Raw genomic sequence first — 15039 nt, forward strand, 5'->3', positions numbered from 1 at the left:
GCTATCCACGAGCAGATGCAGCGGCCCCTTGGAACCACGATACGGGATCGTCACGTTCAAGGTCTTCTGGCGACGTGACAGAGTGCTGAAATCCGGCACGGACCAGCCGAGCCCGGACAGTTCGAGCAAGCTCGCCACGAAACCGCGTGCCATTGTTCTCGGACCAATGGCGAACAACGGCACGCCTTGGCGGAGCGGCAGCCCGAGGAGGGTCTTAAGAGTGAGGCAGGCCTGGATCGCAGCGTCGCTATAGGCCTGCTGACGACCGCGACGCCCCGACGGAATGGCTTCCCACTGCATCGAGGGATCAAACCAAACGGTCAGTGATCCGCGCTGCCTCAGCGCCTGATTGTAACTTTTCCAGTTGGTGGTCTTGTAGGTCGTCTTCGGAGGTCTGCTCATGCCTTCGAGCTACTACACTGGATTCGCAAGGTGAATCCCTCATCCCTTTGTGCAACAACGCCCTGCTATGTCGCCACTTTGATGTGCTCATGCCAACCGTAGGTCTGCGAAAGCATCCAGTTTGGAGGTTCACCGGGCGGATCAAAATGGGTCAATACGGAGCCATCCTGATCCACCTGATGTTATCAGGCAGATTTTACGTGTTCCCGTGATGAATCCAGTGAAAATAGCGTGTCTTCTTTGCGGGCAATGAACAGACCTAAAACTGCGCCCATAATTGGCAGGCCAGCCATGAACAGCAGGTTAGAACCCTCTGCCATTGGCATCAAGATGTGTCCCGCGGTCGCGATTGTGCTGCCGCCATGTATCAGAACAGCCGCGCCATATGTCACGGTTTTGAAAAGGCCAGTAATTATTGCCAGTGATAAAAGTACCTGAAGGACGCCAAGTATCATTGCCACAGAACCGGCAAGTGCACCAATACCATAGAACTTGGAAAATACCGCTGCGACATGATCCGTATTCAGTATTTTGTCCAGCCCCCAAACTAATAGAAATAGTCCGAACGTAACCCTGATCAGCAAGAGGGCGATTTTAACATTGGATTGCATAAGTATTCCTAATTTTCTTTGTAATCGAGGTTACCGGTGCCCATGTGGCCGGTGGGCTATTCGCGATCCAAAAGCGATCCGTTACGCAGAACCTGAGATTAATTTAATATTTTTTAGGTCACGTTGACAAATAGCGGATCCAGAGCCGGATGGATGTGATGTCTACGAAACCAAGAAAGCTCTCGGCGGTCTTCTCGTAACGGGTGGCAACACGTCGGGCGTTTTTCAGCTTGTTAAATCATCTTTCGACAAGGTTGCGCAGAGCATAGAGCGCGTGGTCTACACCGACGCGCATCTTGCGGGATTTACGCATGGGGATCTGGGTCAGAACGTCCCGCGCCTACATCTTTTTACGAATGCTGTCAGCATCGTTGCCCCTGTCCGCGAGCATCACGCTTGGCGCCGGCAAGTTGTTGGTCATGACCGGATCGAAACCATTGTAATCGGATGCTTGGCCTGGCGAGATCTCGGTTCTCATCGGCAAGCCAACCGCGTTGACGCGGAGATGAATTTTGGTCGTAAAGTGGGAGGTGGTCCAGAAAACGATCCGCTGGATCATTTTCCCACAAGACGGTCTTGAGCGTCCGAAACCCTGACGCGAAGTCCCACTTTAGCACCCGCTGGCTAATGGTGTCCGGGGATCGCGGTGCTACCAACCATTTGCAGGGCATCTGGTGCAGCCACGCTCTTGTTCAGGGCATCCATGATCTACTCCCAGAAACCTGCCAGTGTCAGCGCCGGAACTGTCGGGAAACACTGGACCACTTGCCAAATTCCTCCGGCAGATCGCGCCATGGCGAGCCAGTTCTGGCAATCCAGAAAACCCATTAATAACAAGGCGGTGATGGTTAGTTTGCGTCCGTTCGGTGCGCTGACAGTGCGAATGAAATGTTCAAAAAACATCCACTCTTCGTCCGACATGAGGTTTCGTGGCAGGCTGGTTCCTTTTGCAGATACCAGCTTGAATCACATCCATTCCCCGCCGTGAATCCCTTTTGTCAACATGTCCTAGTATGCCGGATAACTGCATAGTACTTGCTGACAACGCAGACTTTGCGCAGCTGTCGGTCAGGCTGCCATTGTTGGGGGGCTAAGTAAGCGAAGGCTTGGGGCGCCTCTCTAACGAAAGCGTTTCGTGTCAGTTATATGTTACAAAGGACCTTAGGTGGAGTGGCAAGTATCCGACCCAGAAAACGTCTGCTGTTCAGATATGCAGCCATCGCATGCTGTGAGTATAAACATGTGCTTTGACTCAAATGCGCAAGGCGCTGCTGTTACTTTATCAAAAGAGGGATTAGACTAAAGTTCTAAACCGGTTGTTCGCCGATTTTCATCTACTGCCACATATTTGCGCGTGATCGGGTGGATCATTTATTCGTCTACCAGCGGCTTCCATGCCAACACATCGATCTCGACTTTCGCATCTACCATCAGCCGTGATTCTACCGTCGAACGGGCAGGTGGGTTGGGGCCGAAATGCTTTGCGAAAACCGCATTGAATGATGAAAAATCACGTGCATCATCCAGCCAGCAATTGACTTTGACGATATCTTCCATACCGCAGCCTGCAAGGGCCAGAACCTGTCTGATATTAGCAATGACCTGTTCGGTCTGGGTGACGATGCCACCTGTTACGACCTCTCCGTCTACAGTCGGCACCTGCCCTGAAATGTGGACATAGTCACCGGCGCGTACGGCCTTGGCAAATGGGCGCTTGGTCCCTCCGGCTTGGGTATCGGCGGTATCGTAGCGGATAATACGTTGTTGGTTCATAGCTGTCCTGCAAGGGTTGGATAAGTGACCCTCTCATATAACAAAGTAATGGTTCAACAAGTATCAAGTCCGACCATATATCCATGTCAGGGTGCGTTAGGCTCCCGAAGCCCTTTGCAAGCTATGACCGGTCACCTTTGGTATTGCGGCCTAACGATGGCCTGTCCGCAGCAGGCGATTGAAAGGCTTGAGAAGTACGGGCCGTCGGGAAAAGAAAGCCGTCGAATGCGGGGTCATCGGCGTCCGACAACTGCATCAGTGTGGCGCTAACGTTCGACAAGTGGTGACGCATCGCTTGCTGTGAACGCTGGCTGTCGCGTGCGCGCAATGCGTCCAGAATGGCTCGATGGTCGTCCAGCCAGCAGTTGCGATAAGTATCGTCAAAGATCCGGCTGTGCAGTTGTGCCCACATCCTGCTTTTATCGCGCCTGTCCCAGAGGTCTGCGACCAGTTTGACCAGGACGCCATTCTGGGTGGCCTCGGCGATCAACAGGTGAAAGCGGCGGTCCCCCTGATAGTCATTGTCACCGGCGCTGATGCACCGACGTTCTTCGTCCAGCGCTTCGCGCATGGCGATAATGTCGGCTTTCGTGACGGTTGCTGCGGCCAGTCCGGCGACGGCGCTTTCCAGAACCATCCGCGCCTCGAGCAGTTCGAAAGGGCCGATGTCATCGACGGTCAGATCGGGTTGCCGCTGCGTGGCACCCAACAGATAGACACCCGACCCCTGACGGACCTGAACGAGCCCCTCGACCTCAAGCATGATGATGGCATCGCGAACCAAGCTGCGCCCCACGTCCAGACGCAAGGCAATCTGGCGTTCGGTCAACAGCCGGTCGCCGGTCTGAAACCCCTCGGTTCGGATCAATTCGCGCAATTCGGCTGCGACATCCTGATAGCGGCGCTGAGAAACTGTGTTCATTCCCGATCCTTCACAGCGCGTTCCGCATAGAATTCGGCCAGCACATCGAATGCCGCTTTCCGTGTCGTTTTGTCCGATGCGATCAATCCCTTACGGTTCCAGCCACGCTGGAAGATGCCCTGACGGCGTTCGGTGCGGAAATCATAAAGGATCCAAGGAGACATGCCTTTGACATAGTCCAGCTTGGCCAGCGTCGTGGTTTGCTTGCGATAGATTTCAGCCTGATAGCTTTCGGAAAACAAACCGCTTTCCGGCCCGTGTTCCGTGATATCCGCATCAGCGCCGGTTTCGGATATGACGACGGGGCGGTCGGGGGCCGAATTGCGCCCGATCTGTTCCAGATCGTCGAAATCCTCATCGTACCAGCCGTAATATTCGTTGATCCCGATGATATCCAGATGCCGGGTCAGGCGATCCTCGATCCGCAGGGTGTGGTGGTTCACAAGACATGCCGCGGCGATCAGGCGTGTCGGGTCCATCTGGCGGGCCGTGGCTGCCAGACCGGACATGAAATCAAGGCGGGCATCGGTGTCGGCATTCTCGTTCCCGACGGACCAGATAATCACCGAGGCACGGTTACGGTCCCGCCGGATCAGTTCGGCCAACTGGTTTGTTGCGTCTGCACGGGTCGCGGGATTGGCAAAGTCGATGGCCCAATATACCGGAATTTCAGCCCAGATCAGAATGCCGCATTCATCTGCCATCTGCACCGCGCGTTCGTGATGCGGGTAATGGGCAAAGCGCATAAAGTTGCAGTTCAGGTCACGCGCATGGTCGAAACGGCGGCGCAGATCAGCCTCGGACGTCACCTTGCCCAGATGTTCGTCATCTTCGTGAACGGCGATGCCACGCAACCAGACCGGTTCACCGTTCAGCAGGATTTCTGTTCCACGGCGCTGGATCTGGCGAAAGCCGATGCGGTCGCTGACCTGATCGTCGCCTGCGGTCAGCGTCACATCGTAAAGATGCGGGTCGTCCGTCGACCAAAGCTGCGGCTTTGCAGGAATGCTGATGTGTCCAAAGCCGTCTTTCACCGGAACGTTGACCGTGACCAGACCAGCGATCGTCAATGTCGCGCTGGTTGCGCCTTCGATTTGAACCTGCACGTCGATGTGGTCATAGCTGTCTTTGGCCAGCGACACGACCAGATCGCGGATAACGGTTTTCGGCGTCCGGTAAAGGGAGACTTCGCGATAGATGCCGCCGTAATTGAACCAGTCGGTGTTCTGCATCGGCACGCGATCAGACTGACGGCGATTGTCGACAAACAGCATCAGCCAGTTGTCACCGGACTTAATATGATCGGTCAATTCGACAAAAAACGGCGTCGATGCGCCCAGATGGCTGCCCAGATATTCGCCGTTCAGGAACACCTTGCAATCATAACTGGCAGCACCGATCCGCAGGAACAGCCGCCCATCGGCATCGGGCTGCACATCCAGTTTGCGTGTATACCACGACCCGCCTTCAAAGAAATACCACCGGTCGCGCAGCATCTGCCAGCAGGACGGAACGGCGACGCGTTCGCCCATATGGGGGTCGTAGTCCCAAGGCTCGGACCGGTCGGCGGGCAATGCGGGTTGCATTTCGAACCACTTCTGACGCAGGCCCGTGTCCAGCAGGTCGACGCAGAAGTTCCAATCCCCGTCCAGCGAAAGCGCCTTGCGGCCGCCGGTAAAGATCATTCCTTCGTGGGTCAGGTTCCGCAGATCATATGCGGAACCATAAGCCTCGTCGTGGAGGGCCGCCAAGGCGTTTTCGGCAAGTTCTGAACGTTCCAGCATGGCGGCCCCCTTTCGCTTATTCCGCTTCGGCGCGGATCTGTTCGATCAGCGTCGCAAGTTCGGGATTGTTGGCCGTGGCCTCGTCATACATCGGCTGCACGGCGGCGATGAAGGGTTCCTTGTCGACCTCATGGACCTCTACGCCCATTTCGGACTTGGCTTCCTCGATGGCGGCATTGGAGGCTTTCTTCCATTCAGCGCTGTGGAAGGTCATGGATTCACGCGCTGCCGTCGACAGGGCGGTTTTTTCATCCTCCGTCAGGCCGTCCCATGCGCAGGTCGAAATAAAGACCACCGAAGGGATCATCGTATGTTCATCCAGCGAGAAATGCTTGGACACTTCGCCGTGGCGGGCGGTGGTCAAAGCGGTGGGGTTGTTTTCCGCACCATCGACGACGCCCTGTTGCAGTGCCGAATAGAGTTCGCCCCACCCGATGGGCGTCGGGTTTGCGCCCAATAGTTCCACCATCCGCACAGCCGAAGGGCTGGGCTGGACGCGGATTTTCAGGCCCTTCAGGTCGTCGGGGGTATTGATGGCCTTGTTGGTATAGAATGACCGCGCGCCTTCGGTGTAATAGGCCAGACCGCGCATGCCGGATTCAGCTGCCTTGTCCAAAATGGACTGGCCGATCTCTCCGGTGATGATCTTGTCGAAATGTTCTTCGCTTTGGAACATATAGGGCAGGTTGAAGGCCGCGTATACCGGCGCAAAGGCTTCCAGTTCCGAGGTGTTGGATTTCGCCATATCCAGCGAACAGTTTTGCACCTGTTCCGTGGATTCGCGCTGTGACCCCAGCTGGCCGTTGGGATAGATGCGGATCTTCAGCGATCCGTCCGTCGCTTCCTCGACCTTATCGGCCATCATCTGCATCGAGATATGGACGGGATGGTCTTCGGGGTTGTTATGGTTCAGGCGCAGGGTCTTAGCGTCTGCTGCGGCGCTGAATGCGAATGTGGACAGCGCAGTTGTTGCCGCCAGAACTTTCAACATGGTCATCGGTATTCCTCCCTCGGGGTCGTGGAAGGCCCTGATCGGAACCTACCGCGATTTGTCATAGCCGGATTTGGGCCACCAATTCCCATAGTTGTCAACCAAAATTGGAAATTGGTTGACCAAATTGTCCAAGCCCTGCATCTTGCACCGTATCAAAGGGGCATGACCCCGCCCGAGGAGGAGGGACCGCCGTGGCAGTGATTACATTCGAAAGGGTGCCGTCATGATAAGACGTGCAGCCGACAACCTGCTGCGTGCAGGTATTATGGCCGTGTTTCTGGTGTTGCTGGTCTGTGTCGTCTGGCAGGTGGTCAGCCGATATGTTCTTGGCACGCCATCCACCACGACGGATGAACTGGCGCGATTCCTGTTCATGTGGCTGGCCTTGACGGGCGGGGCCTATACCTATGGCCAAGGCCGCCATCTGGCCATTGACCTGTTGCCGCTATCGTTGAATGGGCGTCCCCGCCTGCTGGTCGAGGCATTGATTACCCTGCTGATCGCTGCATTTGCCGGATTGGTCATGGTCTGGGGGGGCGGGCAACTGATGCTGAAGACGCTCGTATCGGGTCAGATATCGCCAGCGCTGCAGGTGCCGATGGGCTGGGTCTATGGTGCCGTTCCGGTATCGGGGCTGATCATTCTGGCCTATGCCGCCGGAAATCTGGTCCTCAACTGGGCGGGCAAACAGGTCCTAACCGCGCCTGACGATCCCGAAGCCACCAGACACGAGGTTGCGTCATGAACTGGGCTGCTGTCGTTTTGTTTTCGTCCTTCGGGGCGATGATGGTGATCGGCGTTCCGATTGCCTTTTCTATCGGGATCGCCGCGTCGCTGACCTTCCTGTTATTCATGTCCTTCGACCAGACGATCTTTATCGTCGCCCAGCAGATGGCATCAGGACTGGACAGCTTTACGCTGCTGGCGATCCCGTTCTTTATTCTGGCAGGCAATATTATGAACCGCGGCGGCATCGCACTGCGGTTGATCGAATTCGCCAAGGTTCTGGGCGGTCGCTTGCCCGGTTCGTTGGCGCATTGCAACGTCATCGCGAATATGATGTTCGGTTCAATCTCGGGTTCGGCTGTGGCATCTGCGGCGGCGGTGGGTGGCGTGATGGCCCCCTTGCAGCGCAAAGAGGGATATGACCCTGCCTATTCCGCCGCTGTCAACATCGCGTCCAGCCCGACGGGGTTGCTAATCCCGCCCTCGACCACGCTGATCGTCTATTCGCTGATCACGGGCGGGACCTCGATTTCGGCGCTGTTTGTGGCGGGATATCTGCCCGGTGCCTTGCTGGGTCTGGGATTGATGCTGGTTGCCGGTATCATTGCCAAAAAGCGCGGGTATCCGGTGTCCGAACGCCCCGCATGGGACGAGGTGCGCCATCGCACGCTGGATGCGATCCTGCCGCTGGGGCTGGTGCTGGTCATCATGGGCGGCATTATCGGCGGCGTTTTCACCGCAACCGAGGCTTCGGCTGCCGCCGTTGTCTATTCACTGATCCTTGCACTGTTCTGGTATCGCGAAATCGGACTGCGTGATCTGCCGAAAATCCTGATGGAAAGCGCGGTCACGACTACGATCGTTCTGCTGATGATCGGGACCTCGATCGCGATGTCACGGGCCATGGCCTATGGTGATATTCCCTTCGCGCTGTCGGATTATCTGCTGATGCTGTCGGACAATCCGCTGGTTATTCTGCTGGTGATCAATCTGGCTTTGCTGGTCATCGGCACCTTCATGGATATGACCCCTGCGTTGCTGATCTTCACGCCGATCTTCCTGCCCGTCGTCAGTGATCTGGGGATGGATCCGGTGCATTTCGGCATCATGATGACCTTCAACCTGTCGATCGGCATCTGCACACCACCCGTCGGATCAGCGCTGTTTATCGGGTGTTCGGTGGGGAAAGTGCCGATTTCCCGCGTCATCAAGCCGCTTCTGCCGTTCTATGCGGTGATGGTCGGGTTGCTGCTGTTGGTCACCTTTGTGCCCGAAATCAGTCTGGCTTTGCCGCAATGGCTTCTAGGTTACGGAAATTAATATGAAAACGCTTAAGAATTGGGAATTTCTGGACCGTCAGGCCGCGATGATCCGTCTTGGCGTCGAGGGTAATCGCGAATTGCGTCTGACCGTGCTGGAACATGACCTGATCCGCGTATCGCTGGTCGGTGCGAAGGGCTGGCGTCAGGGGCGCACATGGTCCATCGCCCCGCAGCAGGATGTGCCCTTCGAAGGCCGAAGCCGCGATCTGGTCGACGGTTTCACCTGTCCCGACTTTACGGTGATCCAAGGTGATAACGAAGTGGTCCTGCAGACCGAGGCTTTGCGGGTGATGATCCGCAAGCCCTTGCAGTTGGTCTGGCAGGCGCGCCTTTGCGATACATGGGAAACTTTCGCCAGCGAACGTCCGACGGGTGCCTATATGGCCGGAACCCGCGATCACTCACATGCCCATTTCTTGCTGCGCGATCCCGCCGAACGTGTTTACGGATTGGGCGAAAAGGCGGGCGATCTTGAACGTTCGGGTCGCCGGTTCGAGATGCGCAATCTGGACGCGATGGGCTATGATGCGGAATCCACGGACCCGCTGTACAAGCATATTCCCTTTACCATGACCCGTACGCCAAACGCTGGATCATGGTCGATCTTCTATGACAACCTTGCTAGCTGCTGGTTCGATCTGGGGAATGAACTGGACAATTACCACCGTCCCTACCGCGCCTATCGGGCGGCGGACGGCGATCTGGATTACTATATGTCATGGTCGCCCGATCTGGCCGGTCTGACCCGCAGGCAGGTCTGGCTGACGGGGGGGACGGCTTTTCCGCCGCGTTGGGCGCTTGGATATTCCGGTTCGACCATGTCCTATACCGATGCACCCGACGCACAGGATCAGGTGCAGGGCTTTCTGGACAAGATCACCGAACACGATCTGCCCTGCGACAGTTTCCAGATGTCATCGGGCTATACCTCGATCGGGGACAAGCGCTATGTCTTTAACTGGAATACGGATAAATTCCCCGACATCGACGCCATGGCCGCGCAATACGCCGAACGTCAGGTCCATCTGATTGCCAATATCAAACCCTGCCTTTTGCAGGATCACCCCCGTTATCACGATGTGGCATCCGCTGGACTGTTCATTCGCGACAGCCAAAGCGATGCGCCGGAAAAATCCGTTTTCTGGGACGACGAAGGATCACATCTGGATTTCACCAACCCCGATACGGTGTCATGGTGGAAAGACAATATCTCCAGCCAGCTGTTGGCGCATGGCATCGGGTCGACGTGGAACGACAACAACGAATATGAAATCTGGGATGCGGCCGCGCAATGCGACGGTTTTGGAACCCCGATCGAGGTTTGCCTGATCCGCCCCTTGCAGCCGGTCTTGATGACGCGCGCCTCGCGCGATGCGCAAGTCGAATATGCGCCGGACCAGCGCCCCTATCTGATCAGCCGTTCGGGTGCGCCGGGCATCCAGCGTTATGCGCAGACGTGGACGGGTGACAACCGGACCGACTGGAAAACCATCCGCTATAACAACCGGATGGGGCTTGGGCTTTCCATGTCAGGGATCTTCAATATCGGCCATGATGTTGGCGGTTTCTCCGGTGACCGACCGTTGCCGGAACTGTTCCTGCGGTGGGTCCAGAACGGCATTTTCTATCCGCGCTTCACCATCCATTCATGGAACGACGATGCGACCGTGAACGAGCCGTGGATGTATCCACAGATCCTTCCGCAGATCCGCGCGGCTTTGGAATTACGGTATCGGTTGGTGCCCTATCTTTACACCTGTCTCTATCAGGCGGTGATCGACCATCAGCCAATACTGCGCCCGACGTTGCTGGACCACGAAGATGATCCGGCCTGCTTCGCTGAAAACGACGAATTCATGCTGGGCCGTGACCTTCTGGTCGCAACTGTCGTTGAACAGGGCGCGAACATCCGCACCCTATGGCTGCCGCAGAACGGCAGCGGATGGTATGATTTTCATAGTGGCGCGTGGTATGAGGGAGGCCGGTCAATCACCGTCGACGTAAATCTGGACAGCATCCCTCTTTTCGTTCGGGCAGGTGCAGTTTTGCCACTAGCAGCAGGTACAATGCGGGCCGAACCTTCTGCCGATGATACCCGTGAATTGGCAATCTTCCCACCGTCGGGAAATTTCGCTGATCATAGCGTTCTTTATGAAGATGACGGTAGGACTTCTAAGGCTTTGGATGGGGCGCACTGGCTGCTGGCAATTGATATAAGCGGAACCGAGACAACAATCGACATCACACTTCGCTTTACCGGAAAAGCCAAACCTTTGCTCAACAGGCTAGCTGTTGCCCTGGCAACCGAAGATATACGCACGTTGACAATAAACGGTGTAAAATGCACCGAGATTTCGATTGCCGAAATCCCGCATAGGACTTCTTGAGGTCAGCGTCTTATAGGTTCAAATATTGTCCATGTGGGCATGGGTGCGATTTGCATTCCATGCCCTAAAAAGTTTGTCTATTTGTGGGCTTGAACCTGCCAAGGAGTACGGCTCTCAATTATCGCATTAGCGATTGTGACCAGCCTTCTGGCGATCGCGGTGATAATTAGTTTATACGGTTTGCGACGCTCTTTAAGACGTTTCACTCAGCCCAAGCGACACTTGCCGGAATAAAAACAGCCCACATGATCCGCAAAGGCAAGTTTGGAGATAACAACCTCAGACCAACCCAGCAGTTCGCCGCATTGGCAGTCTGATATCATCAAAATCTGCACTAACATAACTCACAGTAAACTTGCGACACTACCTTCCGGCGAGCTAAACTATAGTATTTGCTTCATGTCAGGCGGCGGCTTTCAGACGTTGATTGTGGGTATCATAGGCCTCACTGGGCGTCAGCAGCCCATGCGAAGAGTGTGGGCGTTTTTCGTTGTAGTATGTGATCCAGGCGCCAGTCCCCTTGCGGGCTTCCGAGCCGACCTCGAATGCGTTCAGGTAGAAGCATTTGTATTTTAATAATCGCCAGAGCCGTTCGATCATGCGGTTGTCGATCTAACGACCATGCCCGTCCATCGAGATCGTCATCGATGCATCAAGCAGGACTTCGGTGAAATCGGTTCTGGTGAACTGGCTACCTTGACGTCGCATGGCCTCTCGAACCGATGGCGCGACAATGCTCCATGTTGAAAATCTCCGGCGGTCCGTATCGAAGCAGGGCTTCTTTCAAAGCCTCTATGCAAAACCCGTCATCCATGGAGTTCGATAGCCGCCAGCTGAGCACTTTTCTGCTGTACCAGTCCATGACCGCCACCAGGTACAGAAAACCATCAAAGCTGAATTGATTTGGCGACTGTCATGGGAAACCCCCTGACAAGCCGAGACGGCAATTTTTGAATACATCAATGGGCTCTATAACCCGCGGCGACGCCATTCGGAACTGGGATGGAAAAGCCCCGTCGCTTTCGAACGAAAGGTGGCCTAAACGATCACGTGGAGTGGCACCAAAGCGTGACAGGTCTAATCTGGCTCATGCGCGGATATTGACCACTACAATTGCTGCCCTGCTGCGCGAGATTAAAGCTACGCGCAGCGGGCTATTGCTCACACTACGCCGGTCTGCGTAACACAAACCGGTCTCCGGTCGCGGCTGAATGAAAGGTTAGTGCAGGTCACGTGTAGCAAAATTTTTGACATTAGTAGTTACGATATACTCGGCAAGGTTACCTGAACCAAAAGCCCTGTACCGGATTCGTTGTTCTTATTATTGGCGAACTCAAGTTTTCCTGAATGAATTTCGGCAATGGTTTTAGCTAATGAAAGACCCAAACCTACACCCTCGCTTTTCCGACTACACTCTAGCCGATATAAGGGTTGCGTAATCCGCGTGAATTCCTCGGGCGGAATGCCCGGTCCGTCATCGGCAACGCCGATACCTTGCCCCTTGGCAATCAATCTGATCGTGCAGCCATCGGGCGTATGTCTGATCGCGTTTTCAAGCAGATTTGCCATCAGCTGGATCAGTAGTACACGGTCGCCGCGAATGGTAATCGAAGAGTGAATATCGGTAACAAACACACGGCCCGAACTTTCGATAACAGGGCCGTATATCTGGGCGATTTCATCGGCCAGCTTCCCCAGATCAATCGGTAAAAACGTAGCCCGCGCGGTTCCCGTTTCTAATTTGGCTATCCGTAAGAAGGCGTCAAAAATTTCAATTATGCTGTCCGTTTGTGACATTGCAGCCTCGACATGCTCCTTGCTGCTGGTTTCATCGTACAGCGCGCGATCCAAGCGAATACGCAACCGGGTCAGAGGCGTCCTTAGATCATGGGCGATATTGCTTGCGAAATCGCGTGACTGACGGATCAGGCTGTTCAGTTGCGACAGCGTGGCATCAAGCTGTCGTGACAAGTCAGCCAGATCGTCCTGTCGGGCTGTCTGACCCATCCGTGCGGTCAGATTGCCCGCACCAAAATTGCTGAGTGTCAATGCCATCGCGGAAATGCGGCGCTGTGTGCGAAGCCCCAGATAAATTCCAATAAGCAGTGCCGAAATTGCAGCGCCGAGCCCGACAAAGCCCATCGTTCGCAGCATAATCTGCAAAAAATCATCCTGACGGCGCAGATCGGTTCCGACGATCAACTGACCGTCTTTGACGTTGCCGACCATGAACATCCACTTTCCTGACGGGTCGTCCAACCATTCGGCATCCTGAACCGCTGTGCTGGGGCTGTCCCCAAAACGCCAATTCACGTCCAGTGTATTATACATACCGGATTTGATTGTCGGGCCTGAGGTCCGGAATTCAATTCGCTCATTCTTGCTAAGGGGATAGCGGGTCGGATCGAAATTAAAGCGATTGATATCATCCCGCACCTCGGCAAAGCGGCTGGTCAGTTCATCCTCGATCCGTATCTGCCATTCATGTTCAAAGGCCGTAACGGCAATAGACCCTGCCACGAACATCAAGACCAGAAAGGTCAAGGTTATCGTCGCAGCCTGCCGCAAGGCCGACATACGGTACAGCCGCTTGAGATCAGTAAGCTGGTTCAAAAACATAACCAGCCCCGCGTTTTGTTTTGATGACAGTATCGCCGAACGGCTTTTCGATTTTGGCGCGCAGTCGGCTGATATGTGTTTCAACGACGCTGGTTGTTGGATCAAAATGAATGTCCCACACCTTTTCCAGCAGCATAGTGCGTGTCAAAACCCGCCCGTTGGAACACACAAACACCTCTAGCAGGCGAAATTCCTTTGGGTTCAGATCGATCTGCTGCCCCTGACGCATGCAGCGCTGTCGCAGCAGGTCCAGATGGATATCGCCGGCAACCAGTTGGGTTTTATCCGCCTGGGTTAGGGTGCTGTTGCGCCTCCCAAGCGCTGCGACCCGCGCGTCCAGCTCGGAAAACACAAAGGGTTTTGAAAGATAATCGTCCGCCCCAGCGTGCAAACCCTCGACACGGTCGTCGACATCACCAAGGGCGGTCAGCAAAAGCACGGGTGTTCCGATTTTGGCGGCCCTAATGGCGCGCAGAACCGACAATCCGTCCAGACCGGGGGTCATGCGGTCCAAAATCAGCAGGTCATAGGATTGGGTCATTGCAGCGGTCATCGCATCGCGTCCGTCATCCAGCCAGTCGACGACATGACCGGACCGGTTCAACCCGTCCCGGACCCATGTTGCGATCTCTGCATCGTCTTCCAGCAACAGGATTTTCATCGCGCCATTCCATTTCAGGGCCGTCTTTGCACAACCCTCCGTATAGCTGCTGAAAGGTTCGGGCGATAACGGTCTTATATTACAAATTTGTAAGTTTCGGATCAGCTTGCCGCAAGGTCGCGTTGTTATGTGAAACCACAGCTATGGCGCCTTCCGAACTGCGTCAGGGAATAAAGGATCTGATCATGAAAACCTCTCTAGCCGCGATCTGTGCACTAACGATGCTTGCAACCACCGCGCAGGCGGAAACCTTTTCGGCAGATGTCTGGGTCGACAACTGGTTTGCGCTGAATGTGAACGGTGAACAGGTGATGGAAGACAGCGTTCCCATCACAACCGAACGGTCGTTCAACGCCGAGAGCTTTTCTTTCGAGGCCGAGCGTCCCTTTGTTCTGGCGCTGACAATGAAGGATTTCAAGGAAAACGATACCGGACTTGAATACATTGGCACCCGCCGCCAGCAAATGGGCGACGGCGGCGCGATCATGCAATTGCATGATGCAGCAGGGGATCTGGTGACCGTATCGGATTCCGACTGGCAGTGTCTTGTGGTCCATAAAGCGCCGCTGGACACCGCCTGTGCCGATGAAACCAATCCGGTTGCGGGCGAGGGGACGTGTGGCTTTGAAACAACCGAAATTCCTGAAGGCTGGGACACGGTTGATTTCGACGCATCCGAATGGCCCGACGCCACCATCCATGATGCAAAAGATGTCAGCCCTAAAGAAGGCTATGACGATGTTGAATGGGATGAAGCTGCCCAATTCATGTGGGGACCCGATCTGAAAACCGATAATACGATCCTGTGCCGCACGGTCGTCGAATAAGTCTTGGCAAT

At 55.2% G+C, this 15039-nt stretch carries 12 protein-coding genes and 4 pseudogenes; 6 read left to right on the forward strand and 10 right to left on the reverse strand.

The window, feature by feature from the left end:
- From DWB67_RS14680 to DWB67_RS14710, 7 genes and pseudogenes are all read right to left on the reverse strand, one after another.
- On the reverse strand, positions 1-402 hold a 402-nt coding region (locus DWB67_RS14680), incomplete at its 3' end, for a transposase (RefSeq protein WP_147385941.1).
- Between the two features lie 185 nt (positions 403-587).
- On the reverse strand, positions 588-1013 hold the full coding sequence (locus DWB67_RS14685) for a hypothetical protein (protein WP_119808355.1): 426 nt from the start codon (positions 1011-1013) through the stop codon (positions 588-590).
- Positions 1014-1131: 118 nt separating this feature from the next.
- Positions 1132-1934 (reverse strand): annotated as a pseudogene (locus DWB67_RS14690) (IS5 family transposase).
- Positions 1935-2384: 450 nt separating this feature from the next.
- On the reverse strand, positions 2385-2786 hold the full coding sequence (locus DWB67_RS14695; protein ID WP_119808356.1) for a RidA family protein: 402 nt from the start codon (positions 2784-2786) through the stop codon (positions 2385-2387).
- 121 nt (positions 2787-2907) lie between these two features.
- Positions 2908-3708: an FCD domain-containing protein gene (locus DWB67_RS14700; protein ID WP_119808357.1), complete on the reverse strand. Its 801-nt coding sequence runs from the start codon at positions 3706-3708 to the stop codon at positions 2908-2910.
- The gene (locus tag DWB67_RS14705) at positions 3705-5492 is read right to left on the reverse strand and encodes a glycoside hydrolase family 2 protein (protein ID WP_119808358.1); all 1788 of its coding nucleotides are present in this window, start codon (positions 5490-5492) and stop codon (positions 3705-3707) included. Before DWB67_RS14705 ends, DWB67_RS14700 begins: the two co-directional genes overlap by 4 nt.
- A gap of 16 nt (positions 5493-5508) precedes the next feature.
- On the reverse strand, positions 5509-6489 hold the full coding sequence (locus DWB67_RS14710; RefSeq protein ID WP_255418695.1) for a TRAP transporter substrate-binding protein: 981 nt from the start codon (positions 6487-6489) through the stop codon (positions 5509-5511).
- A 220-nt stretch (positions 6490-6709) separates the two neighbouring features.
- On the opposite strand from DWB67_RS14710, the gene DWB67_RS14715 reads away from it, so the two are divergent.
- The 4 genes and pseudogenes from DWB67_RS14715 to DWB67_RS18655 all read left to right on the forward strand — a co-directional run.
- Entirely contained in the window at positions 6710-7231 is a 522-nt protein-coding gene (locus tag DWB67_RS14715; RefSeq protein WP_119808359.1) for a TRAP transporter small permease, read from the forward strand.
- Positions 7228-8532 carry a TRAP transporter large permease gene (locus tag DWB67_RS14720; protein ID WP_119808360.1) on the forward strand — a complete coding sequence of 435 codons (1305 nt, stop codon included), beginning with the start codon at positions 7228-7230 and terminating at the stop codon, positions 8530-8532. The genes DWB67_RS14715 and DWB67_RS14720 overlap by 4 nt, the downstream gene beginning before the upstream one ends.
- A 1-nt stretch (position 8533) precedes the next feature.
- Positions 8534-10921: a glycoside hydrolase family 31 protein gene (locus DWB67_RS14725; protein ID WP_119808361.1), complete on the forward strand. Its 2388-nt coding sequence runs from the start codon at positions 8534-8536 to the stop codon at positions 10919-10921.
- Positions 10922-11112: 191 nt separating this feature from the next.
- Positions 11113-11238: pseudogene (locus tag DWB67_RS18655) on the forward strand (IS6 family transposase); the annotation flags it as partial.
- Between the two features lie 85 nt (positions 11239-11323).
- Here DWB67_RS18655 and DWB67_RS14735 read toward each other — a convergent pair.
- Positions 11324-11807, reverse strand: a pseudogene (locus tag DWB67_RS14735) (transposase); the annotation flags it as partial.
- Between DWB67_RS14735 and DWB67_RS18195 the strand changes: the two are divergent.
- Positions 11802-11963, forward strand: a pseudogene (locus DWB67_RS18195) (IS3 family transposase); the annotation flags it as partial. The pseudogenes DWB67_RS14735 and DWB67_RS18195 overlap by 6 nt on opposite strands.
- A gap of 218 nt (positions 11964-12181) precedes the next feature.
- Here the strand turns inward: DWB67_RS18195 and DWB67_RS14740 are convergent.
- Together DWB67_RS14740 and DWB67_RS14745 are read right to left on the reverse strand one after the other, a co-directional pair.
- Positions 12182-13540 (reverse strand): HAMP domain-containing sensor histidine kinase, encoded by a 1359-nt coding sequence (locus DWB67_RS14740; RefSeq protein WP_119808362.1) that lies wholly within the window; start codon positions 13538-13540, stop codon positions 12182-12184.
- Positions 13518-14201: a response regulator transcription factor gene (locus tag DWB67_RS14745; RefSeq protein WP_119808363.1), complete on the reverse strand. Its 684-nt coding sequence runs from the start codon at positions 14199-14201 to the stop codon at positions 13518-13520. Before DWB67_RS14745 ends, DWB67_RS14740 begins: the two co-directional genes overlap by 23 nt.
- A gap of 185 nt (positions 14202-14386) precedes the next feature.
- Here DWB67_RS14745 and DWB67_RS14750 point away from each other — a divergent pair, with 185 nt between their 5' ends.
- The gene (locus tag DWB67_RS14750) at positions 14387-15028 is read left to right on the forward strand and encodes a PEBP family protein (RefSeq protein WP_119808382.1); all 642 of its coding nucleotides are present in this window, start codon (positions 14387-14389) and stop codon (positions 15026-15028) included.
- The last annotated feature ends 11 nt before the right edge of the window (positions 15029-15039 follow it).

Origin of the sequence: Paracoccus sp. JM45, assembly GCF_003590715.1 — a bacterium.
In the GTDB taxonomy this organism is placed as follows: Bacteria; Pseudomonadota; Alphaproteobacteria; order Rhodobacterales; family Rhodobacteraceae; genus Paracoccus.